Genomic DNA, 22186 nt, shown 5'->3' with positions numbered 1-22186 from the left:
GTGAGGGTTCCGTGCCTCAGGCGTTGGATACGCCCGAGGCCACATGCCCGGCCGGCACGTGCAGCGAGGCGGACTCGATGTGACCGGTCTGGTCGTCAAAGAAGAAGTCGGGCTCGAACTCGCGCAGGAACTCTCCCTTGGGCAGACCGCCCAGGAACATGGCCTCGTCGACCTGGATGTCCCATTCCATCAGCGTGCGGATGGCGCGCTCATGGGCCGGGGCGCTGCGCGCGGTGACCAGGGCCGTGCGCACATGCATGGCGTTCGTGCCCTCGGCCTGCAGCCGGTGCAGGGCTTCGAGCAAGGGCTTGAACGGTCCGCCAGCCAGGGGTTGTCCGGCGTGGGAAGCTTCGTGGGCCTGAAAGGCCGAGAGCCCTTCGCGCTGGTAGACGCGCTCGGCCTCGTCGGAGAACAGCACGGCGTCGCCGTCGAAGGCGATGCGCACTTCGTGCGGGTGCGCGTCGCTGGCGTGCACCGACTGCGGATAGACCTGCGCAGCGGGCACACCCGCGTCCAGCGCGGCGCGCACGTCGGCCAGGTGGGTCGAGAGGAACAGGTTGGCGCGCAGCGGCCGCAGGTAGCGCCACGGCGGCTGGCCGCGCGTGAAACTGCCGCGCTGGATCGGCAGACCGTAGTGCTGCGCCGAACGGAACACGCGCATGCCCGAGACCGGGTCGTTGCGCGAGAGGATCACCACCTCGACCCGCTGCGTCGTCGCGTCGTTGAAGGCCAGCAGTTTCTGCACCAGCGAGAAAGCCACACCCGGCGGCGCGGGCTGCTCCAGCCGTTCGAGCTGCAGCTTCATGTAGGCCCGGTCGTCGCCGGTCTCGAAGACGCGGTTCTCTTCCTCGAAGTCGAACAGCGCCCGCGAGGAAATCGCCACCACCAGTTGTCCGTCGAGCGTCACCGGCATGGCAGGATCACTTCACAAGTTGATTCAACTGGATGATCGGCATCAGCACCGCCAGCACGATCAGCATCACGACCGCACCCATCACCACGATCAGCAGCGGCTCCAGGATGGTCGCCATGTGCATGGCGCGGCGCTGTACCTCGGCGCCCAGTTGTGCGGCCGCCCGCTGCAGCATGACCGGCAACTGTCCGGTTTGTTCGCCCAGGCGCGCAAACATCGCGACCAGCGGCGGAAATCGCTTCTTGCTGGCCAGCGCCGAGGCCAGCGGCGCGCCCTCGCGCACCAGCACCAGCGCGTCCAGCGCGTCGGCACGCATGGCGCGGTTCGACAGCGTTTCGGCGGCGGTCTGCAGTGCCCGCAGGATGGGCACGCCGGCGCCCGAGAGCATGGCCAGCGTGCCGGCAAACCGCGCCGCGTTGTAGCCGCGTGCCAGGCGCCCCACCAGCGGCAGGCGCAGCCACGCCGCGTCCATGCGCAGGCGCAGCGCGTCGTTGCGGCGGGCCAGCACCACCGATGCGCCAGCCGCGATCACCAGCCCCAGCATCACCCAGCCGTAGCTGCGCACGAAGCTGCTGATCGCCAGCATCGCGACCGTGAGGAAGGGCAGGGCGCGCTTGCTGCCGGCGAACACGCCCGCGACCTGCGGCACCACGTAGCTCACCAGAAAAATCACGATCACGATCGCGACCAGGGTGACGATGGCGGGATAAAGCGAGGCACCGATCAGCTTGTTCTTGAGCGCCTCGCGGGTTTCCAGGTCGTCGGCCAGGCGTTCGAGCACCGTGCCCAGCTGGCCGCTCTGTTCCCCCGCGGCGATCACGCCGGTGTAGATCGGCGAGAACTCGCGCGGGTGCTGCATCAGTGCGGTCGCAAACGACGCGCCCGCGTTGACTTCGGCGCGCAGGCTGGCAACCAGCCGGCGCTGTTCGTCTTTCTCCGCTTCTTCGGACAGCGCCGAGAGCGCGCGTTCCAGCGGCAGGCCCGAAGACACCAACCCGGCAAGCTGGCGCGTCCAGACGGCCAGCCCGGTGGCACTGAACGTGCGGCCACCGAACAGGGTGATGTTCAATCCTTCGTTGTTCGCATTGCCTGCCGCCACGGCCGGATCGACCGCCAGCGGCACCAGCCCGCGGCCGCGCAGCATCGTGCGCGCGGCCTTGGCGGTCTCGGCGTCGATCAGGCCTTTCTGCGTCGCGCCTTGCGCGTCCAGCGCCTCGAAGGAATAGGCGGGCATGAAGGGGTCAGTCCCGGGTGACGCTCAGTACTTCGGCTTCGGACGTGACGCCCTCGTCGACCAGGTGCTGGCCGTCGGCGCGCATCGAACGCAGGCCCTGGGCGGTGGCGGCGGTCAGCAGTTCGCTCTCGGCGGCGCGGTTGTGGATCAGCGCGCGGATCGGGTCGTCGCAGACCAGCAACTCATAGATGCCGGTGCGGCCCTTGTAGCCGGTCTGGTTGCAGTGCGCGCAGCCCACCGGCTGCCAGCGACCGGTGGCATCCTGGCGGCGGCAGTGCGTGCACAGGCGGCGCACCAGGCGCTGGGCCAGCACGCCCAGCAGCGAGCTCGACAACAGGAAGGGTTCCACCCCCATGTCGGTCAGGCGCGTGACGGCACTGACCGAGTCGTTGGTGTGCAGCGTCGCCAGCACCAGGTGACCGGTGAGCGAGGCCTGGATCGCGATCTGGGCGGTCTCGAAGTCGCGGATTTCGCCGATCATGACCACGTCCGGGTCCTGGCGCAGGATGGCGCGCAGGGCACGGGCGAAGTCGAGATCGATCTTGGCGTTGACCTGGGTCTGGCCGACACCGGGCAGCTCGTATTCGATCGGGTCCTCGACCGTCATGATGTTCTGCTGCGTCGCGTCCAGCCGCTGCAGCGAGGCGTACAGCGTGGTGGTCTTGCCCGAACCGGTCGGGCCGGTCACGAGGATGATGCCGTGCGGCTGGTGGATCAGCCGTTCGAAACGCGAGAGCACATCGCCCTGCATGCCGACCGCTTCGAGGTTGAGGCGGCTCTCGCTCTTGTCCAGCAGACGCAACACGGCCCGCTCGCCGTGGGCGCTGGGCAGGGTCGAGACGCGCACGTCGACCGCGCGGGTACCGATGCGCAGCGAGATCCGGCCGTCCTGCGGCAGGCGCTTCTCGGAGATGTCCAGCTCGGCCATGATCTTCAGGCGCGAGATCAGGGCGGCGTGCAGCGCGCGGTTGGGCTGCACGACTTCGCGCAGCGTGCCGTCGACGCGGAAGCGCACGCTCGAGTGGCGCTCGAAGGGCTCGATGTGGATGTCGCTGGCGCCGTCGCGCGCGGCCTGCGTCAGCAGCGCATTGAGCATGCGGATGATGGGCGCGTCGTCAGCGGTTTCCAGCAAGTCTTCGATCGCCGGCAGCTCCTGCATCATGCGGCTCAGATCGGCATCGCTCTGCACTTCGCTGACCACCGCCGCGGCGCTGGACTCACCCTGCGCGTAGGCAGCACTGATGCGCTGGGTCAGCATCTCGCCGGGTTCCCACTGCATCACACCCACGTCGTGGCTGCGCAGAATCTCCGACAGCGCCGACAGGCGCCGGGTCTGTGCCGCATCGTCGGTCGCCGGGGTGGTGCTGCCGTGCAGCGTGAGCTGACCGCCGTCGTCCTCCAGCAGCCAGAGGTGTTCGCGCGCGAAGGCGTAGGGCAGCGGATGCTTCATCGCCAGGCGGTCACTTGGTGGGAGCGGGGCTGACCGGCGTGGCTTCGGGCGCGCGTTGCGGCGGCATCACCGGCGCCTCGTTGACCCGCACCAACTCGCTCGAAGCCGGCTGGGCATCCTTCTGCACCGAGCGCATCAGCTCGTAGCGGTCGAGCGAGAAGTTGTTGGTGGCGCGCGCGTCGCGCAGCACGACCGGGCGCAGGAACACCATCAGATTGGTCTTCTTGCGGCCGCGCGTTTCGCTTTTGAACAGGTTGCCAAACAGGGGAATGTCGCCCAGGCCCGGCACCTTGTCCTGGTTGCCCGAGTATTCGTCCTGCAGCAGGCCGCCAAGCACCACGATGCCGCCATCGTCGACCAGCACGGTCGACTCGATGGTGCGCTTGTTGGTGATCAGGCCCGTGGTGGAGTTGACCGACGAGGCCTGCACGCTGCTGACCTCCTGGAAGATGGTCATCTTGATGGTGCCGTTCTCGCTGATCTGCGGCTTTACGCGCAGGGTCAGGCCCACGTCCTTGCGTTCGATGGTCTGGAACGGGTTGACGGTGCCGGAGCTCGAGGTGCCGCTGTTGGAGTTGGTGTACTGGCCGGTCACGAAGGGCACGTTCTGGCCGATCACGATCTTGGCTTCTTCGTTGTCCAGCGTCAGGAGGTTGGGGGTCGACAGGATGTTGCCGTCGCCATTGGTCTGCAGGAAGCGTGCGAGGAAGCCCAGCAGGTAGACGCCGTTGCGGCGCGCCGCCACACCCAGGTTCAGGCCGGTGCCCGGCGCCGTGATCTTGGAGGTGTCGCCCTGGGCGATCGGCAGCAGGTTGGTCAGGATGTTGTTGCCGCCGGTGCCGAAGTTGGTGCCCAGCAGGCCGACGGTGTTGTCACCCAGGTTGCCCAGCGGGCCTTGCCACTGGATGCCGAACTCGGCCGCCTTGTCGGCGTTGACCTCGGCGATCAGGCTTTCCACATAGACCTGCGCACGGCGCGCATCAAGCTGGTCGATGACGGCGCGCAACTGGCGGTACTGCGGTTCGGTCGCGGTGATGATGAGCGCGTTCGTGGCGGGGTCGGCCTGGATCTGGCCGCCGGTGGACGGGCCGGCCGAACCTGTGACCGGGGCGGTCGCCGCGCTGGAGCTGCCCGGGCTGGTCGTGCTGCTGGCACCGCCTGCGGCGTTGCGCACGGTGGTGGTGCCGCCGGACGCTGCGCCGCCACCGCTCTCGCCGGCCATCGCCGCGCGCAGCGTGGTCGCCAGCGAGACCGCATCGGCGTTCTTGAGGTAGACCACGTGGATGTTGCCGGCCGCGCTGGTGCCCGTCGGACGGTCGAGCTGTGCCACCAGCGAGCGCACCAGTGCCAGCCGGGCCGGATTGGCCGCGCGCAGGATCAGGCTGTTGCTGCGGGGCTCGGCCAGCAGGGTGGTCTTGTAGGAAGCATCGCCGGCCTGCCCGGGAGCAGCGCCTGCAGCACCGCCGCTGGATTCGATCAGCTTCTGCACCACGGGTGCGAGGTCGGCCGCCACGGCGTGCTGCAACGGAATGATCTCGACATCGGTGGCGCCAGCCACGTCGAGCGCGGCAATGATGCGACCGATGCGCTGCAGGTTGTCACTGTAGTCGGTGATGACCAGCGAGTTGTTGCCCGGGTTGACGTTGATCGTGTTGTTGGGGCCGATCAGCGGCCGCAGCACCGGCACGAGATTGTTGGCCGACTCGTGGTTGAGGCGGAAGATCTGGGTGACGATCTGGTTGCTCGCGGGCAGTTTCTCGACCGGCGCGGCGTTGACCGTGTTGCTCTGCAGCTTGGCGTCGGCTTCAGGAACGATCTTGTAGAGGCCGCCGGTTTCCACCAGCGAGAAGCCCTGCAGGCGCAGCGCGGCGGCGAACTGGTTGAGTGCCACCATGGGCGCCACCGGTTTGTCGGTCGAGAGGTTGATCGTGCCTTTGACGCGCGGGTCGACGACGACGTTGCGGCCGGTGATGGTGGCGATGGTGCGGGCGACGGCTTCGATCTCGGCGCCGACAAAACTCAGGGTGACGGGTTCGGCGGCGCGCTTGGACTGCGCCATGGCGATGTTCGGTGCACCCAGCGTGCCGAGGGCCAGGCCGATGGCCAGGGCGAGCGCGGCGGGAGAGAGGGTCGGTTTCATGGGTTGATCCTATCGCGAAGTCCTGTGTGGACCCTTATCCGAACGTAAGCAGGGAGCGCGTGCCTTCGCGGCGGCCAATGATGCTCAGCAGGTTGGCCAGTGCGGTCTCGTTGCCGGGCGCGGCCTGGGCATCGCCCCGGAAACGCAACCGTCCGCCGACCCACTGTCCGTTGCCCTGCAGCTGCAATCCGCCGCTGAGCGTGGCCAGCGACAGGCTGGCCTGGTCGTCGGCGCCGGCCCGGATCTCGACCCGGTAGCTGCCCAGGGGCCGCAGGGTGGAGACACGGGTCGCCAGGTCTTGCGCCTCGACGGCGATCTGGCCCTGCAGGCTGGGGCGGCCGCTGTTCCAGGCCACGGCAAACCCGGGCGACTGCAGCAGCAGCTGACCGTCGAGACGCAGCGTGTTCCATGGCGTGCCCAGACCCACCAGCATCGCCGCCGGCCAGCGGCTGCTGAAGGCGTCAAACTGCACGGCGGCGCTGCCCAGTCCGGGCTTGAAGGTGACCGCGATGGGTTGCTCGGTGCAGCAGGGGGAACTCACGCGCGCGCGCAGGCTCGGCCCATTCGACCAGCCAGGGCCGAGTGTCCAGCGGATGCCTTCGGGCAAGGCGGTCTGGCCCTTGCTGCCCGTGCCACCGCTGAGCAGCAGGTCGCCCCGGCCGTTCCACACGGTGCCGCGTGCGTTGAGCAGTTGCAGTTTGTTGTCGGTGAGGCTGGCCAGTGCACTGCCCAGCCAGGCGGCGGGCGCAAACACGACGGTCGCCACCAGCAGTCCGGTGACCGCACCGAACCAGGCCCAGCGGCGTGAGCGCTGCATCGCCATCAGTTGCCCGTCCCGAGGCCGGGGCCGGCCAGCACGATCTGTCCTGACCACGCGGACTGGTCGCCACGCTGGATCTGCGCCTGCACCGGCAGCACGCGCGCATTGACGCGCACCTGCTGCAGCCATTGCGCCAGTGCGCCGGGTGCGACGCCCTTGAGGGTGACAGTGGCGCGGTCGCCCTGCTGCGCGAGGCTGGCATTGGCGCCCAGCGCACGCGTCGCTTCCTCCAGCGCTCGCAGCGCGGCCTCGCGACCGGGCGGCGGGGTGGCGTTCTGCGTGCGCAGCACCTCGGCACTGGCGGCCTGCGCCTGCACCAGGGCCAGTTCCTTGTCGAGCTTGGCATGACGGGCCTTCGACTGGCGCAGCGTGTCGACCGCGGGCGCCAGCCCGACCCACCACAGCAGGCCCAGGCCGACCACCCAGGCGGCAATCCGCACCAGCCGCTGTTCGCGCGGCGACAGGCCTTGCATCGTCACGCTCAGACGCTGACCGAGGCTGGCCAGGGGCGAGAGATCGGGTTTTCTTGCGGGGCCAGCCATCAGGGTGCTTTCGGTCGAATGCGCAAGGTGCTGCCGTCCAGGCTCGCCTGCCAGCCGCGCGCGTTGAGGGCCTGCATCAGAACTTGCAAGCGGTCTTCGGGAACGGTCCATGTGCCCAGCTTGGAGTCGCCCGGCGCGAACTCGATGCTGCCCGGCGACGCTTCGGGCGCCACAGCGGCCGTCGCGGCCAGCATCGCCTCGAGGTCGTCGTTCGACAGCACGCCACTGGACTGCTGCAGCTGCACCAGCGCACGGCGCATCTGCGCTGGCGCATCAAGCACCAGCGTCACCTCGGGGAAGGTCTTCTGCAGCACCTGCGAGACGGCATCCTTCTTGGTCTTGAGGCTGTTGCGTTCCATCCAGGCCAGCGCGTTGATGCCCCCCAGCAGCGACAGCAGCAGCACGACCAGGCCCCAGCGGGCGGGGCGCCATTCGGGAGCACTGACAAACTGGCGCAGCGACTGCTTCAGTCGCTGGCCGCGGCGCGCGTTGCCCGACAGACTCAGGTCGAACTGCGCCAGGTTCCATTCGCCCTGCGCGGCGCGCAGCAGCCGAAGGTGCAAGGGCAGCAAATCCAGGCGTCGGTCGAGGGCGCGTTCCGCTTGCGCAGCGACTGCGGGCTCGGTCTGCCAGCGGGCGTCTTCGGCGCTGTCCGAAACGCCCATCGATCCTTCGGCCGGCAATGGAAGGGTGGTCACGCCCTGCGATGTCGCGCTGGCCAGCCAGGCGCGGCCACCTTGCGCATGGGCCCAGTGTTCGGCCGACGGGACCGCTCCTGCGCCCAGCGGCCAGACCGCAGGCACGATGCGGGCCACCGGCCGCCCGGCGCCTTCAAGCACTTGCAGCCAGGCCTTGAGCCAGGCCTTGCCGCAGGCCGCGACCCACAGCGTCTGACCGGGCTTGCCACCCGGCTCCAGTGCGAAGTGCAGTTCACCGGTGTCGTCCAGCAGCCGGTCTTCCAGCAGGCCATCGAGCGCAGCGCGCAAGCGACCACCGGCGACCTTGGGTAACGCGATCCGGTGCCAGGACACGGCGCGTGGCGGCAACACCAGCACCACGTCGTCGTCGGCCGGCAACAGGGCCGCGGCGCTGCTGCCGTGTTCCCCGGCCTGCTGGCCATTGGGCGTGCTCACCCAGTCCAGCACCGAGGTCGGTGTGGGCAGACTGAGCGAGAAGTCGGTGGGGGTGAGGATCAGCACGTCGGTATCGGGCCGCGGCGCGGGTGGTGGGACAGACAGCCCTGCATTCTAGAGAGCCGCATGCCGGGGACAGGATGGGGAAGGCTCACGATGCCGCCACCCGTTCGCGCCAGCGGACCTGCGTGGTCATGCCGTTGCGCTGGACCAGCGAACGTTCCTCGATCAGGGTGTCGTCCAGCCGCAGCCGGGCGCGCACCTCGAAGAACCGGCTGCGCACGTCGTGGTTCTGGCTTGTCACGGTCTTGTCGGTCGCGCTAGGAATCCGCGAAATCGCGCTTTTGAGGTCGGTGAACGGCGTCGAGGCCCGGCTGGTAACAACCTGTTGTGCCAGAGCCAGGTCAAGACCCACGATGCTGGCGCTCAGTGCCTCGGCACTGGCGGTGTTGAGGTTGAGCAGACTGCGCTCGGGCAACACGGTGACGTGTGGCTGCAGCACGGTAAGCGTGTGGGCGCTCAGGCCAAGCCAGCGCAGCTGCGCATAGCGCTGCGGCAACAGCGGCGACTCCGAGGGCTGGGGATCACTCACGGCCTGCTGGGTGGTCTTGAGCAGGTTGGCCGTGGCGACCGTGAGCTCGGAGGCGGGCAGGTTCAGCAGCGAAAACAGCCGCGTGAAGGTGGTCACATCGGCGGGCGAAACCTCGGCCTTGGCCTGGGCGCCGGCACCGACGGTCCTGACCAGGTTGCGGAAGTTCAGTCTCGACTGCAGGTCAATCATCTCGCCCGACAGAAAGGCTGGCATCAGCTCTTCGGCGCTGTTGTTCTTGTCGGCCGCCAGGAAGCTCGACAGCCGGGCTTCCTCCAGTGGCGTGGCCCAGGGCTCGCCCAGGTGGTCGGCGGCGCCGGTGTTCTGGTTGGCGCGGGCGTCTTCGCGCAGGATCAGGCGCGCCCAGTCCAGTGCCCCGACCAGGATCCAGCTGGCCTGCAGCCGCCGCCGCTCGGCAGACTCGACCTCGGCCGAGCGCCATTGCTGCCAAAGGGCGGCCGACGCCAGCGTGGCGACCAGCGCGACGGTGAGCATCGCCAGCAGCAGGGCGGCGCCGCGTTGCCGCTTCATGAAGCAGACCGCCCTGTCACGAGGGTCGGGCGGATCCAGTCGCTGGTCACCGCGCCCGCCAGTCCTTGACCCGCGCTCAGCGTGAGCACCAGCCTCACAGCGTTGGGCAGGGTGTCGTTGCCACCCGCGGCGCTGCCCGGGCTTTCATTGCCCACGGACGAGAGCGGGTTTCCCCAGGTCTCGCCGCGGTGGTAGAAGAGCTGCCATTGGTCGATGGCGCCGAGCGTGACGGCGCTGTCGCGGGAGTCGGCCGCCTGTACGCTGCTGCCCGTTTCGGCCCACTCATAGGCCCGTTGCCAGGCCTGCGCCAGCTCGTCGCGCCGGCGCACCGGGGCCGACTGCCAGCGGGCCCACTGCGCTCCCGCCATGTCGCCGCGCTGCATCCGGGTCCAGGCCACGATCCGTACCCCGTCGCTCTCGACGCCCCCTTCGGCGGCGTCGCGCCGGGTCATGCGCAGCACCTTGCCGTCGAACTCCAGCGGGTTGAGCTCGTCGGTATCGACCACGGCGTCGAGATCGGCATTCCACTGGCCCAGGGCCGCCTGCAGCCGCAGCAGCCCGTCGGCGCGTTCGCGGGTCAGGGTCTGCGCCCGGTTCATGCCGTCGATCGACCGCCAGCTGAGCAGGGCGAGCATGGACATGATGGCCAGTGCCACCAGCAACTCGATCAGGGTGAAGCCGCGCGGGCGGGGACGGTGCATGTCAGTACCGTCCCATGATGGTCGAGAGACTCAGCAGGCGGACCTCGGTGCCGTCCACGGTGGACTCCACCATCGCGTCGATGCGGCGGAAGTTGGGGTTGGGTGTCGGCTGCACCGCCACGCGCAACTGCATCGTTCGGCCAGCCTGGCTGCATTCGCTGGTGGTCTCGCCGACGCCCGGCAGTTGCCGCAGCAGCCGCAGCCGGATCAGTTCGTTCTCCGCACACAGCTGGGCCAGCCACTGGTCGCTCTGCCGGGCGGCGGTGCGGGTGAGGGCGGAAGTGGCCTGCGAGCCGGCGGCCAGTGCCACCGCCACCACGGCCAGTGCCACCAGGATCTCGATCAGCGTGAAGCCACGCGCGCGACGCTTCATGGAGCTGCCGCGGGCACGACCGCGAAAGGAGCGAGGCCGTCGGTGCCCAGCACCAGACGCCGGTCGCCCTGCGCCAGTTCGATCTGCTGCGCGGCGATCAGCGGTTCCGGACCCAGCAGCAACCCGCTGGCACCCGGGGGCTGGATCACCCGCGCACGCGTCTGTTCGTTCAGCCAGGTGCGGGGGCGCGCCAGCGAGTCGCGGGCATCGGCACTGGTGGTGATGCCCTGGAATTCGAAGCCTTGCGCGTTGCTGCGCCAGCGCACCGGTACGCCACTGGTGCGGGATTGCGCCCGCGCGGATTCGAACATGGCGGCCAGCCGGACTGCTTCGTCATCGAGCGCCGTGGCGTTGGTGTCGCGCAGCGAGAGACTCACGCCCGCGGTGGCCAGTGCCACGATCGACACCACGATCAGCAGTTCCAGCAGGGTGAAACCGCGCGACCTTGGCTTCACTGCCAGCTGCCGATGTCCGCGTCCTTGCCTTCGCCGCCCGGCTGGCCGTCTGCCCCCAGCGACAACACGTCGATTTCGCCGTGCAGGCCGGGGTTCACATACTGGTACGGGCGGTTCCACGGATCGGCCGGCAGCTTTTCAAGGTAGGGGCGCCAGTTTGGCGGGGCCGGCGCGGCCGTGGGCTTGGCCACCAGCGCGGTCAGGCCTTGCGCACCACTCGGATAACGCTGGTTGTCCAGGCGGTAGAGCTTGAGCGCCTGCATCAGGTTGTTGACGTCGGTACGGGCGGCGGTGACACGCGCGTCGTCGGCGCGGTCCAGCACGTTGGGCACGATCAGCGCGGCCAGCACGCCGATGATGACCAGCACGACCATCAGTTCGATCAGGGTGAAGCCGCGTTGCAGACGGCGCACCGTGACGGTGAGCGGGGTGAGGGGTGTTGCCGAGGGGGCGGAAACAGAATTCAAGACGGACTCCCGGAAGCGCAGGTGGCAGGCCATGTCTGCCCTGCCGGAGGCGGCCCCCGGAGCCTGTCTTGCAGGGCCGGTTGCCGAAGTGCGTGGATCATAATGCGCCCATGCTTAAACGCGCCTTCTCTTCGAGCCCGTTTCGCCCATCGGGAGGGGCCTTGGCTCCATCCGGTGGTGGCCGTCTGGCCCCTGCAGCGACAGCGGGGATTCTGTGGCTGCTGGCGGCGCTGGTCACCGCGTACTGGTTGCTGCAGGTCTGGGGGCGGGCGCCACTGGCACCCGTCGCGGCGATGGCGGGCAATCCGTTGCAGGCCGATGTCGCGGCTGTCGCGCGCGCGCTGGGCGCGCAGCCCGAGGCGCCAGTCAACGCACCGGTGGCACCACCTGTTTCCTCTCGTTTCAAGCTGATGGGCTTGGTCGGACAGCCGGGGCAGCGTGGCGCGGCGCTCATCGCTGTCGATGCCCAGCCACCCCGGCCGGTGTCCGTGGGCGATGTGGTCGATGGCGAGGTGCGCTTGTTGACGGTGGACCAGCGTCAGGTCCGGCTGGGTGCCCGGGCAGGCGACCCGGCCGCATTCGAACTGAGCCTTCCCGAACTCAAGGAATGACCGCTCGGAAAGCTCCGACGCGGCTGTGTGAGCATTTGTTTCTTCAGCGCTCGATCAGGCGCTGCGCCGCCAGCAGCAGCGGCCAGGCCAGCAGCGCGCCCGCACCCTGACCGGTGCGCAGGTTCATGTCCAGCAGCGGCGTGGCCTGCATGTGGATCAGCAGCAGGCGGTGGCCGGGTTCTGCCGATCGCTGGGCAAACACCATGTAGTCGGTCGAAGCGGGCACCAGAGAGCGCGCCACCAGAGCCGCTGCCCCGGCCACAAATCCGTCCAGCAACACCACGCGCCGTTCGCTCGCTGCCTGCAGGATCGCGCCGCAGAGCATGGCGATTTCAAAACCTCCCATGGCGGCCAGCACGTCCAGCGGCGCGGTGGCCTTGCGATGGCGGCTGGCGGCGGCAAACAGCCGTTCGAGCTTTCGCTGCGCCCGCACTTCGTCCTGCGCCATGTCTTTGCCGCAGGCGTCTGCCAGCGGCACGCCACACAGACGCGACAGCAACTGCGCGGCACTGGCGTTGCCAGCCACACCAATGTTGCTCAGCGCAACCACATTGCCCGGCAGGTGCCGCACGACGTCCATGCCGGCCACAATCGCCGCGCGGGCCTGCGCGACCGACATTGCCTGGGTGATCACCATGTTGCGCGTGCCGTAGCCGATCTTGCGCAGCAGCAGCGGCACCGCGGCTTCGGTGTCTGGTGGCAGCTGGATGTGCGATCCGACGCCTGCGTCCACCAGCGTGACGGCAAAGCCATGCAGGTCGGCGAGCGCGTTCACGTGGCTCTTGCCGGTCAGGAGCGCCAAAGCCCGCTGCTTGGTGACCTCCTGCGGGAAGGCCGATACACCCTCGTCGGCGATGCCGTGGTCGGCAGCGAACACCACCAGCTGGGGTGCCTCAAACCGGATGTTCTGCAGGCTCTGGTCGCTGTGCTGGATACAGGCCAACTGCTTGGCCAGCACCTCCAGGTGCCCGAAGGCGTGGTCTGACTCGGTCGGACCGGTGAGATGGTGCTGGACCATCAGGTCCAGCTGCAGGTTGGTGGTCGGCTGCACCTCGGGCCACGAAGGACCGGCGGCCGTCACTTCGTTGTCGGCAGGGAGTTCCGAGAGCGGGGCTGGCCGTGTGTTCATGGCAGAAGTTCAGCTTTTGAGGAACAGACGGTACACCGGATTGTGGGTTTCCTCGACAGATGGATAGCCCAGGGTGTCGAGGAATTTGGCGAATGCCTTGTCGTCTTTGGGCGGCACCTGCAGCCCGACCAGGATGCGGCCGTAGTCGGCGCCCTGGTTGCGGTAGTGGAACAGACTGATGTTCCAGCCCGGACGCATCAGGTTCAGGAACTTCAGCAGCGCACCTGGCCGCTCGGGAAACACGAAACGCAGCAGGCGCTCGTCATTGGCCAGCGGCGAATGGCCGCCGACCATGTGGCGGATGTGCTCCTTGGCCAGGTCGTCGTGGGTCAAGTCCAGCGATTCGAAGCCGCGCTTGCGGAAGTGGCCTGCGATCTTGGTCGATTCGCCGGGACCTTGCGTGGTCAGGCCGACAAACACGTGGGCGGTTTTGTCGTCGCTGATCCGGTAGTTGAATTCGGTGACGTTGCGTGGCCCGCCGGGCAGGCCCTCGAACGACTCCAGGAAGCGCTTGAAGCTGCCGCGCTCTTCGGGGATGGTGACCGCGAACAGGGCTTCGCGTTCCTCGCCCACTTCGGCGCGTTCGGCCACGAAGCGCAGCCGGTCGAAATTCATGTTGGCACCGCACAGGATGGCAGCGTAGGTCTCGCCTTTGGTCTTGTGCTTGGCGACGTACTGCTTCATGGCGGCCACGGCCATCGCGCCCGAGGGTTCGACAATGCTGCGTGTGTCGACAAAGATGTCCTTGATCGCCGCGCACACCGCATCGGTGTCGACCACGATAAATTCGTCGACCAAGCCCCTGGCGATACGGAAGGTTTCTTCGCCCACCTGCTTGACTGCGGTGCCGTCCGCAAACAGGCCGACATCGTTCAGTGTCACCCGCTCACCGGCATTCACCGAGCGCAGCATGGCGTCCGAGTCGACCGTCTGCACGCCGATCACCTTGATCTCGGGGCGCACTGCCTTGATGTAGTTGGCCACGCCGGAGATCAGGCCGCCACCGCCGATGGCCACGAACACCGCATCCAGCTTGTCCGAGCCGATGCTCTGCAGCTGGCGCAGGATCTCCATCGCGATCGTGCCCTGGCCGGCGATCACGTCCGGGTCGTCAAACGGGTGGACAAAGGTCAGGCCTTCTTTCTTCTGCAACCGCAGCGCGTGGGCGTAGGCGTCCGAGTAGCTGTCGCCGCTGAGCACGACTTCGCCGCCAAACGATCGGACCGCATCGACCTTGACCTGGGGCGTGGTGGTCGGCATCACGATCACGGCACGGGCGCCAAGTCGCTTGGCACCAAGTGCAACGCCTTGCGCGTGGTTGCCCGCCGAGGCGCAGATCACGCCCTTTTTCAGCTGCGCCGGCGACAAGTGCGCCATCTTGTTGTATGCGCCACGCAGCTTGAAGCTGAACACCGGCTGCTGGTCCTCGCGCTTGAGCAATACCTGGTTGTGCAGGCGTTTGCTGAGATTGCGCGCCGGCTCCAGCGCGGATTCGACCGCCACGTCGTAGACACGGGCGGTGAGGATCTTCTTGAGATAGTCAGCCGGGGTGAGGGGAGTGTCCGCAGGCGGACTGATGCGTGGCTTGGAGGGGCGTGAAGTCATGGGTTTTCCTGTGCCGACCATGATACCGAGGCAGACATGGCGAAAAAAAACCCGGACTGGCTGAGCCGGTCCGGGTTTGAATCCACCCGTGGAGGGCAGAGGAGACAACCTTCAATACAATGCCTGCAGTATACCGGGAGCATGCTGCGATGCAACATGTTTGTGGCTCGTTTTGCTACTTTTTAGTGAGCTACCTCTCGAAGCCCGTCAACTAAATCACACACAAATCAGATGGAATGCACGGTGACATGGACCGGTGGGTCCGGGACGCGATCGAACATGGGTTTTGTGGCCGAAACGGGCAGTGGCCATGTGCTGACCATGGACGGGGCGCCGGATGCGGCCAAGCCAGAAATCGGAGGCGCCAACCTGGCGCCTCGTCCGATGGAAACCGTGCTGGCCGGAACCGGGGGATGCACGGCCTATGACGTCGTGCTGATCCTCAAACGGGGCCGCCACGATGTGCGAGGGTGCAGCGTCAAATTGACGTCCGAGAGGGCCGACGCAGATCCCAAGGTGTTCACGAAAATCCACATGCAATTCACCGTGACCGGCAAAGGCATTCCACCAGCGGCCGTGGAGCGGGCCATTGCGATGAGCCACGAAAAATACTGTTCCGCCAGCATCATGCTGGGAAAAACAGCCGAAATCACCACCGGATTTGATCTGGTGGAGGCTTGAGCCGGCTGGTGATTGCTCAGATGCGGTGTGCGACCGTTGTCATGATTTGCGCCGCTGCACGCATCACCGCCTTGACCGGGGCCGGCAATTCGACAGCGCCAGCGCGCTGGGCTTCGCGGGCGTGTCTGGCTTCGTCCGCTTTCATCTGAGCCACGATGGCCTTCGAGTCTTGGTCGGCGGCAGGCAGTCGCTCCATGTGGGAGGCCAGATGGGCTTCCACCTGACGCTCGGTTTCGACCACGAAACCGAGGCTGACCCCCGGGCCGAATCGGCCTGCCACCAGTCCGATACCGAAAGCGCCGGCATACCAGAGCGGATTGAGCAACGAGGGGCGTGAACCCAGTTCGTCCAGGCGCTCCCGGGTCCAGGCAAGGTGATCTGTTTCTTCCCGTCCGGCTGCTTCAAGCTGTCGCGCAAGGGGCTCGCGTCCCGGAGCGTTGCTCTGCCGCGCCGCGAGCGCTTGTGCGGTGTACAGGGCTTGTGCGCAAACCTCGCCGACGTGGTTGACGCGCATGAGAGCGCCGGACAACTTCCGATCGTCGTCGCTCAGCGCAGGGCCGTCGCGTTCGGGCAGGGTATTGCACGGCCGGGTTGCCCGGGGCTGTGCAAACAGGGTACGCAAAGCAGAGTCGGCGGCGATCAGTAGGCTGTCCATGAATGGAGTTGGTGTTCGTGTGATCTGCTGATATGGATGCGGAATTTTGATGCATCTGCGCTTATTTGTTGGCGAACTAACGTTCTAAGTATTTCTACTAGTAGGGTGAATTCCTGTTGTCCCTGCACGACAAACCCGGGTGAAAGCTTTGCGCGGCCGGGAGCCTTCTGGTGCAATCGTGAAACTTCCCGTAACGGAGGTTGGCTCGGGGCCTAAGACCGACGAGCCTTTTATTAACCTTGGAGATACCCTCAATGAAAAAGACCCTGATTGCTCTGGCCGCAGTGGCTGCCACCGGCGCTGCTTTTGCACAGTCCTCCGTGACGATTTACGGCAAGGTTGACGTGAGCCTGGAGAAGGCCAATGGTTCGTCCGCCGCTGTGGGCGACCCGCACGGCAGCCGTCTGGGCTTCCGTGGTACCGAGGATCTGGGTGGCGGTCTGCAAGCCAAGTTCCAGCTCGAGCACCGCTTCCGTCCTGACACCGGCACCGATGCTGGCTTCACTCCCGCCTCCGCCGATGGCAAGACCCCTGCTGTTGCCACCTTCTGGAACGGCATGTCGACGGTTGGTCTGGCTGGTTCCTTCGGTGAAATCCGCCTGGGCCGCTACTACAGCGCCAACTTCCTGGGTGCCAACAACAAGCCGGATCCGTTCGGCGGCGACGGCCAAGGCGCTCTGCGCGGCGTCGGCATGCAAACCACCACCCTGGCTGGTTTCATCCGCACGGCCAACATCATCCATTACAGCGGCAGCTTCAGCGGCGTGAACGTCGCCGTGTCGACCGGTCTGAAGGAAGGCGCTGCCAAGGCCCAGAACAGCTTGGCTGTGGGCTACGCCAACGGTCCTCTGGACGTGGGTGTTGGTACCGAAAAGGGCGTCGCTGGTACGCTGACCAACGCTTATGCCATCTACGATCTGGGTGTCGCCAAGCTGGCCTTCGGTCTGGGCAACGCCAAGACCGCTGCTGGCGCCAAGACCAAGGGTCTGCTGCTGGGTGCCACGATCCCTGCCGGTCCTGGCAAGGTTCTGGTGGGCTTTGCTCGCGCCAAGAACGACACCACGACCACCAACCAGAAACTGGGCCTGGGCTACTACTACCCGCTGAGCAAGCGCACCGCGGTGGAATTCACCTACGGCCGCGACAGCAAGGCTGTGGTCAAGGGCACCAACAAGAAGGTCGGCGGTCTCGATCTGACCCTGCACCACAACTTCTGATGGCTTCCGGTGTTTGTCACCGGATGAAATCAAAGCAGGAAAGCCTGTCTTGGAAACGAGGCAGGCTTTTTTTCTTACTGTGCGCGGCGAAACGGCGTGTTCTTGTGGTCAAAACCCCACAAGACGGGAAATTTTTAAGGGTTTTCCCCCGAGGGCTCGAACGCAACGCGCTACGATGACATGTCAGTTGTTCAACCGGGCTCTGGGAGCCCAGCATTTAAGGAATTGCAATGAAAAAATCTCTGATTGCTTTGGCCGTTCTGAGCTCGGTGGCTGGTTTCGCACAAGCTCAGTCTTCTGTCAGCGTGTACGGCGTCGTTGACGCAGTGCTGCACAAGGACAAGGGTGTTTCCGCTGCCCTGACTTCGGGTGGCGTGAGCGGCAGCCGTCTGGGCTTCAAGGGCTCGGAAGATCTGGGTGGTGGTCTGAAGGCCAACTTCCTGCTGGAACACGGCTTCAACGTCGACACCGGCACGCAACGTACCACTGGTTCTTCGTTTGACCGTCAGGCTTACGTTGGCCTGTCCGGCGGCTTCGGCGAATTCAAGCTGGGCAAGATCTGGTCCGCCTACGACGACATCTCCGGCGCTGCCAGCCCGGTCTTTGACTCGGTTCTGTCGCCTGTCAACAGCGTGTGGGCCTCTACCGGCTACGTTGGTAACCCCTCCAATGGCATCTACTACGCCACCCCCACTTTTGGTGGCGTGAGCGGTGCTCTGAGCACGAACCTGAAGGAAGGCTCCGGCAACCAGTCGACCGCTTTCCACGTTCAGTACAACGGCGGCCCCGTGTACGCTGGCGTTGCTTACCAAAAGGACACCACCGCCAAGGGCGACACCAAGTTCACCCGCCTGAACGCTTCCTACGATCTGGGCGCTGCCAAGCTGCTGGCTGGCTACGGCAACGTCAAGGCCGGTAGCGTGAAGACCACCGACCTGTCCTTCGGCGCTGACGTGCCGCTGGGTGCCAACCTGACGCTGTCTGCTGGCTACGCTTCTTCCAAGGCCGACGGTGCCGAGCGTCTGTCCGGTCTGGGTGTTGGCGTTGCTTACTCGCTGTCCAAGCGCACCACCGTGTACGGCGGTTTCCTGGACACCAAGAACACCGGTCCTGACACGCGTTACGGCTTCGGTCTGAAGCACACCTTCTGATGACTGCGGCTTCGGCCGCTTGAGTCAGAACGTTAAAAAGCCACTTGGCATCTCGCCAAGTGGCTTTTTTTATGGGTGATGCCTTACTGCTTGGGGGTCGGTGCAGCTGCGGCTTTGACCGGCTTGTCTGCCGCAGGCTTGGTGGTGGTGGTTGCCACTGCCTTGAAGCTTTCGCCATTCACCGTGAGGCCTTCAGCCGACAGTTTGGCCGCGCGCTTCTCGCCGATGCCAGGCATGCGGGCGATCAGGTCGGGCCAATCCTTGAACTTGCCGTTCTTGCGAACTTCCAGCAGCTTCGACGACGTACCCGGGCCGATGCCCTTCACGCTGTCCAGATCTGCTGAGCCAGCGGTGTTGACATCCACCGCAGCAAAGGCAGTCGCTGCGCAAATGGATATCAAAAGGGTGAACAAACGCTTCAACATGTATTTCCTCCTTGATTGCGTTGAAAGGCAGCCCTTGATGGGAGCCTGCCATGGTCACCGACTCGGTGCCACGGGCAAAAATGTAGCGATTTACTGCCAGAGCAGCTTCCCCTGCACAAGGGATGAGCGTGCGGGCTGGCGGTAGACTACGCTGCACAGAAACAAAATGTCACCACCGACGCAATCAGTTGAGGATGCATCGGACTCGGTTTTCAGTCACAGGGGCTTTGTGTTCAAGATTCTGGTCACAGGCGCGATTTGCGCTGCGATAGCGGGCTGCGCGGGGATGGCGGGCGGCGATGAATCGTCTTTGTCCCAGGCGTCCCGAGCGGATGTCGATACCGAGAACATGCAAAGTGCAGCGTGGAATGCCGCGGTGACCGATCTGTTGCACACGCCCTCGGGAGGTGACCCGTGGAAGCCGTTCCGGCTGCCGGGCAAGCGATACGCCGGCTTCGAGATTGATCGCAAGAAAGACAGGGCGGCGTTGTCGGTCCAATCCGACAAGTCGGTCAGCATTCTGCGGCGCCAGTTCACCCATGGCGGGCTGGAGGTGGGGCACATCGACTTTTCGTGGATGGTCGAAGGACTGCCCGAGGGAGCCAATTTGCATGAGGCCGAAAACGAGGACGCACCGGTACGCATCCTGCTGGCCTTTGATGGTGACCGCAGCAAGCTATCGGCCCGTACCCACCGCCTCTCCGAGATGAGCCGCCTGCTCACTGGCGAGGAGTTGCCTTACGCGACGCTCATGTACGTCTGGAGCAATGAGGACGCGCCGGACACGGTGGTCATCAATCCGCGCACGGACCGCATCCGCAAGGTGGTTGTGGAAAGCGGCACGGCGCATGTGGGCCGCTGGCGTGACTACCGGCGCGATGTGCGCTCGGACTTCATCCGTGCATTCGGCGAGGAACCCGGACCGTTGCGGGCGGTGGCCTTGATGACCGATACGGACAACACCCGTTCCCGCCTGCGCGCCTGGTACGGCCCGATGAAGCTGGGCTCGCGCTAGCTGGTGACCTTGTGATAGGGTTGTCACGCATCAACAAGGTCTTCCAACCCCGGCAAAGTGCCTGAGCATGACGAGTCTGACCTCTCTCCAAATTCGCGCCGGAGCTCCAGGCGGCGTGCCGTTGGCTTGGATGGTTGAGAGGACATGACCGCCTTCATCCTGCGACGGTTGGTGCAGGCTGTGCTGGTGATGGTCAGCGTGGCACTGATCGCATTCATGCTGTTCCAGTTCGTCGGTGACCCGGTCGTGTTCCTGCTTGGTCAGGATGCCACCCCGGAGCAGATCCGGCAATTGCGTTCCGACCTCGGCCTGGACCAACCCTTCGTGGTGCAGTTCTGGCACTTCCTCGTCAACGCGGTCCAGGGCGAATTCGGCATCAGTCTGCGCCAGGGGGCCAAGGTGTCCCGCCTGATCGCGGAGCGCCTGCCGGCCACGCTGGAGCTGGCCTTTGTCGCGGCGACGTTGGCCTTGGCGGTTGGTGTTCCGATGGGGGTGTATGCCGCCCTGCGGCGTGGCAGTTTCCTGAGCCAGCTGTTGATGACCATCTCGTTGCTGGGTGTCTCCCTTCCCGTGTTTCTCATCGGCATCCTGCTGATACTGGTCTTCGCGGTGAATCTGGGCTGGTTCCCGAGTTTCGGCCGCGGAGACGTGGTGTCCCTGGGCTGGTGGAGTTCCGGGCTGATGACGGCCAAGGGCTGGCACCACATCGTTCTGCCGGCGCTCACGCTGGCGATCTTTCAGCTCACCCTGATCATGCGGCTGGTGCGGGCGGAGATGCTGGAGGTGCTGCGCACCGACTACATCAAGTTCGCGCGGGCGCGGGGGCTCTCTGACCGTGCAGTGCATTTCGGCCATGCGCTCAAGAACACGCTGGTGCCCGTCATGACCATCACGGGCCTGCAGCTCGGCGGCCTGATCGCCTTTGCCATCATCACCGAGACGGTGTTCCAGTGGCCCGGCATGGGCCTGCTGTTCATTCAGGCAGTGACCTTTGCCGACATCCCGGTGATGGCGGCCTACCTCTGCCTGATCGCGCTGATCTTTGTTGTCATCAACCTGGTGGTCGACCTGCTGTACTTTGCGGTCGATCCCCGCTTGCGCGTCGAACGGTCGGGAGCCCATTGATGCCACACACCGCACGCATCCGTGCCCAGGGGCGAGCCTTTGCGCACATCGCTGCCTACCATCCCGAACTGACTGCCCTGCGCCGCGACCTGCATGCGCATCCCGAGATCGGGTTCGAGGAGCACTACACCGCCAAGCGCGTGATCGAGTCGCTCAAGGTGTGCGGTGTCGACGAGATCCACACCGGCATCGGCAAGACCGGTGTGGTGGCAGTGATCCATGGTCGGCAGCGCACCAGCGGCCACCTGATCGGGCTGCGCGCCGACATGGACGCGCTGCCGATGACCGAACACAACGATTTCGCTTGGAAGTCGACCAAGGCCGGCATGATGCACGCCTGCGGTCACGACGGCCACACGGCGATGCTGGTCGGAGCAGCGCGTTACCTGGCCGAGACGCGGCGCTTCGATGGCACGGCGGTGCTGATCTTCCAGCCGGGAGAGGAAGGCTTCGCGGGCGCCAAGGCCATGATCGAAGACGGCCTGTTCGAGCGCTTTCCGGTGCAGTCGGTCTACGGCATGCACAACTGGCCGCAGATGCGCCCGGGCACGGTGGGCGTCAATCCTGGCCCGATGATGGCGGCGGCCGACCGGATCACGATCGAGATCACCGGCAAGGGCGGTCATGGTGCCCATCCGTATCTGACGGTCGACCCGGTGGTGGTGTCGGCGCACATCATCACGGCGGTGCAGAGCATCGTCTCGCGCAATGTGCGGGCGGTCGACAGCGCGGTCATCAGCCTGTGTGCGATGCAGGCGGGTGATCTCGGCGCCTTCAGCGTGGTGCCCGGCTCGGCGACGCTGGTCGGCACCGTGCGCACCTTCAGCCCGGAGATCCAGGCGCTGGTCCAGCGGCGGCTCAACGAGGTCTGCTCGGGCGTGGCCATGGGCCTGGGGGCGACGGCGCATGTCAAATACGAACGCATCTACCCCGCCACGATCAACAGCACCGACGAGGGCCGGTTCGCCGCCCAAGTGGCGCAGGCGCTGGTGGGTGAAGAGCACGTCGACACCGAGATGGACCCAAGCATGGGCGCGGAAGATTTTTCGTTCATGCTGCAGGTCAAGCCCGGCGCCTACCTGCGGCTGGGGCAGGGCGGCGAAGGCAGCTGTTTCCTGCACAACAGCCGTTACGATTTCAACGACGAGGTGCTGCCGCTGGGTGCGGCGCTGCACGCGGGTCTGGTGGAGCAGGGCATGCCCTTGCAGACCGAAGAACACTGAA

The 22186-nt window shown here is 66.1% G+C and carries 23 protein-coding genes; 7 read left to right on the top strand and 16 right to left on the bottom strand.

What is annotated here, in order from left to right; genetic code table 11:
* Positions 1-16: 16 nt before the first annotated feature.
* The 12 genes from ACLIJ1_RS12675 to gspG all read right to left on the bottom strand — a co-directional run bounded on the left by ACLIJ1_RS12675 (position 17) and on the right by gspG (position 11294).
* Positions 17-913: a 5'-nucleotidase gene (locus tag ACLIJ1_RS12675; RefSeq protein WP_411365893.1), complete on the bottom strand. Its 897-nt coding sequence runs from the start codon at positions 911-913 to the stop codon at positions 17-19.
* A 7-nt stretch (positions 914-920) separates the two neighbouring features.
* Positions 921-2147, bottom strand: a complete 1227-nt coding sequence (gene gspF, locus ACLIJ1_RS12670; protein ID WP_411365892.1) for a type II secretion system inner membrane protein GspF — start codon at positions 2145-2147, stop codon at positions 921-923.
* 7 nt (positions 2148-2154) lie between these two features.
* A complete protein-coding gene (gene gspE / locus ACLIJ1_RS12665) occupies positions 2155-3597 on the bottom strand; it encodes a type II secretion system ATPase GspE (RefSeq protein ID WP_411365891.1) in 1443 nt (480 codons plus the stop codon).
* Between the two features lie 10 nt (positions 3598-3607).
* Positions 3608-5737, bottom strand: a complete 2130-nt coding sequence (gene gspD, locus ACLIJ1_RS12660) for a type II secretion system secretin GspD (protein ID WP_411365890.1) — start codon at positions 5735-5737, stop codon at positions 3608-3610.
* A 34-nt stretch (positions 5738-5771) separates the two neighbouring features.
* On the bottom strand, positions 5772-6554 hold the full coding sequence (gspN, locus tag ACLIJ1_RS12655; RefSeq protein WP_411365889.1) for a type II secretion system protein N: 783 nt from the start codon (positions 6552-6554) through the stop codon (positions 5772-5774).
* Between the two features lie 5 nt (positions 6555-6559).
* Entirely contained in the window at positions 6560-7099 is a 540-nt protein-coding gene (gene gspM / locus ACLIJ1_RS12650; RefSeq protein WP_411365888.1) for a type II secretion system protein GspM, read from the bottom strand.
* Positions 7099-8298, bottom strand: a complete 1200-nt coding sequence (gspL, locus tag ACLIJ1_RS12645; RefSeq protein ID WP_411365887.1) for a type II secretion system protein GspL — start codon at positions 8296-8298, stop codon at positions 7099-7101. The genes gspM and gspL overlap by 1 nt, the downstream gene beginning before the upstream one ends.
* 85 nt (positions 8299-8383) lie before the next feature.
* Complete coding sequence (gene gspK, locus ACLIJ1_RS12640) at positions 8384-9352, bottom strand: type II secretion system minor pseudopilin GspK (RefSeq protein ID WP_411365886.1); 969 nt, start codon at positions 9350-9352, stop codon at positions 8384-8386.
* Positions 9349-10053 carry a type II secretion system protein J gene (locus ACLIJ1_RS12635; protein ID WP_411365885.1) on the bottom strand — a complete coding sequence of 235 codons (705 nt, stop codon included), beginning with the start codon at positions 10051-10053 and terminating at the stop codon, positions 9349-9351. The genes gspK and ACLIJ1_RS12635 overlap by 4 nt, the downstream gene beginning before the upstream one ends.
* 1 nt (position 10054) lies before the next feature.
* Positions 10055-10426: a type II secretion system minor pseudopilin GspI gene (gene gspI / locus ACLIJ1_RS12630; RefSeq protein ID WP_411365884.1), complete on the bottom strand. Its 372-nt coding sequence runs from the start codon at positions 10424-10426 to the stop codon at positions 10055-10057.
* Positions 10423-10881 carry a prepilin-type N-terminal cleavage/methylation domain-containing protein gene (locus ACLIJ1_RS12625; RefSeq protein ID WP_411365883.1) on the bottom strand — a complete coding sequence of 153 codons (459 nt, stop codon included), beginning with the start codon at positions 10879-10881 and terminating at the stop codon, positions 10423-10425. Before ACLIJ1_RS12625 ends, gspI begins: the two co-directional genes overlap by 4 nt.
* On the bottom strand, positions 10878-11294 hold the full coding sequence (gene gspG, locus ACLIJ1_RS12620; protein ID WP_411366400.1) for a type II secretion system major pseudopilin GspG: 417 nt from the start codon (positions 11292-11294) through the stop codon (positions 10878-10880). The genes ACLIJ1_RS12625 and gspG overlap by 4 nt, the downstream gene beginning before the upstream one ends.
* 215 nt (positions 11295-11509) lie before the next feature.
* Here gspG and ACLIJ1_RS12615 point away from each other — a divergent pair, with 215 nt between their 5' ends.
* A complete protein-coding gene (locus tag ACLIJ1_RS12615) occupies positions 11510-11959 on the top strand; it encodes a type II secretion system protein N (RefSeq protein WP_411365882.1) in 450 nt (149 codons plus the stop codon).
* Between the two features lie 43 nt (positions 11960-12002).
* Here the strand turns inward: ACLIJ1_RS12615 and ACLIJ1_RS12610 are convergent, their stop codons facing one another.
* Positions 12003-13088 (bottom strand): nicotinate-nucleotide--dimethylbenzimidazole phosphoribosyltransferase, encoded by a 1086-nt coding sequence (locus ACLIJ1_RS12610; RefSeq protein ID WP_411365881.1) that lies wholly within the window; start codon positions 13086-13088, stop codon positions 12003-12005.
* Positions 13089-13097: 9 nt separating this feature from the next.
* On the bottom strand, positions 13098-14693 hold the full coding sequence (ilvA, locus tag ACLIJ1_RS12605; protein WP_411365880.1) for a threonine ammonia-lyase, biosynthetic: 1596 nt from the start codon (positions 14691-14693) through the stop codon (positions 13098-13100).
* A 231-nt stretch (positions 14694-14924) separates the two neighbouring features.
* On the opposite strand from ilvA, the gene ACLIJ1_RS12600 reads away from it, so the two are divergent.
* Positions 14925-15374: an OsmC family protein gene (locus ACLIJ1_RS12600; protein ID WP_411365879.1), complete on the top strand. Its 450-nt coding sequence runs from the start codon at positions 14925-14927 to the stop codon at positions 15372-15374.
* A gap of 16 nt (positions 15375-15390) precedes the next feature.
* Here the strand turns inward: ACLIJ1_RS12600 and coq7 are convergent, their stop codons facing one another.
* The gene (coq7, locus tag ACLIJ1_RS12595) at positions 15391-16029 is read right to left on the bottom strand and encodes a 2-polyprenyl-3-methyl-6-methoxy-1,4-benzoquinone monooxygenase (RefSeq protein WP_411365878.1); all 639 of its coding nucleotides are present in this window, start codon (positions 16027-16029) and stop codon (positions 15391-15393) included.
* A 254-nt stretch (positions 16030-16283) separates the two neighbouring features.
* On the opposite strand from coq7, the gene ACLIJ1_RS12590 reads away from it, so the two are divergent.
* On the top strand, positions 16284-17246 hold the full coding sequence (locus tag ACLIJ1_RS12590; RefSeq protein ID WP_411365877.1) for a porin: 963 nt from the start codon (positions 16284-16286) through the stop codon (positions 17244-17246).
* A 230-nt stretch (positions 17247-17476) separates the two neighbouring features.
* Positions 17477-18397 (top strand): porin, encoded by a 921-nt coding sequence (locus ACLIJ1_RS12585; RefSeq protein ID WP_411365876.1) that lies wholly within the window; start codon positions 17477-17479, stop codon positions 18395-18397.
* A gap of 83 nt (positions 18398-18480) precedes the next feature.
* On the opposite strand, the gene ACLIJ1_RS12580 is transcribed toward ACLIJ1_RS12585, so the two are convergent.
* Entirely contained in the window at positions 18481-18822 is a 342-nt protein-coding gene (locus ACLIJ1_RS12580) for a ComEA family DNA-binding protein (protein WP_411365875.1), read from the bottom strand.
* Between the two features lie 229 nt (positions 18823-19051).
* Between ACLIJ1_RS12580 and ACLIJ1_RS12575 the strand changes: the two genes are divergently transcribed.
* The 3 genes from ACLIJ1_RS12575 to ACLIJ1_RS12565 all read left to right on the top strand — a co-directional run bounded on the left by ACLIJ1_RS12575 (position 19052) and on the right by ACLIJ1_RS12565 (position 22185).
* Positions 19052-19837 carry a DUF3047 domain-containing protein gene (locus ACLIJ1_RS12575; protein WP_411365874.1) on the top strand — a complete coding sequence of 262 codons (786 nt, stop codon included), beginning with the start codon at positions 19052-19054 and terminating at the stop codon, positions 19835-19837.
* Positions 19838-19981: 144 nt separating this feature from the next.
* On the top strand, positions 19982-20962 hold the full coding sequence (locus tag ACLIJ1_RS12570; protein WP_411365873.1) for an ABC transporter permease: 981 nt from the start codon (positions 19982-19984) through the stop codon (positions 20960-20962).
* Complete coding sequence (locus ACLIJ1_RS12565; RefSeq protein WP_411365872.1) at positions 20962-22185, top strand: M20 aminoacylase family protein; 1224 nt, start codon at positions 20962-20964, stop codon at positions 22183-22185. The genes ACLIJ1_RS12570 and ACLIJ1_RS12565 overlap by 1 nt, the downstream gene beginning before the upstream one ends.
* Position 22186 lies beyond the last annotated feature (1 nt).

It is taken from the genome of Hydrogenophaga sp. RWCD_12, from assembly GCF_046604225.1.
Lineage (GTDB): Bacteria > Pseudomonadota > Gammaproteobacteria > Burkholderiales > Burkholderiaceae_C > Hydrogenophaga.
Note: the sequence above shows the minus strand (reverse complement) of the source record. Positions and strands in the feature narration are given on the sequence as shown.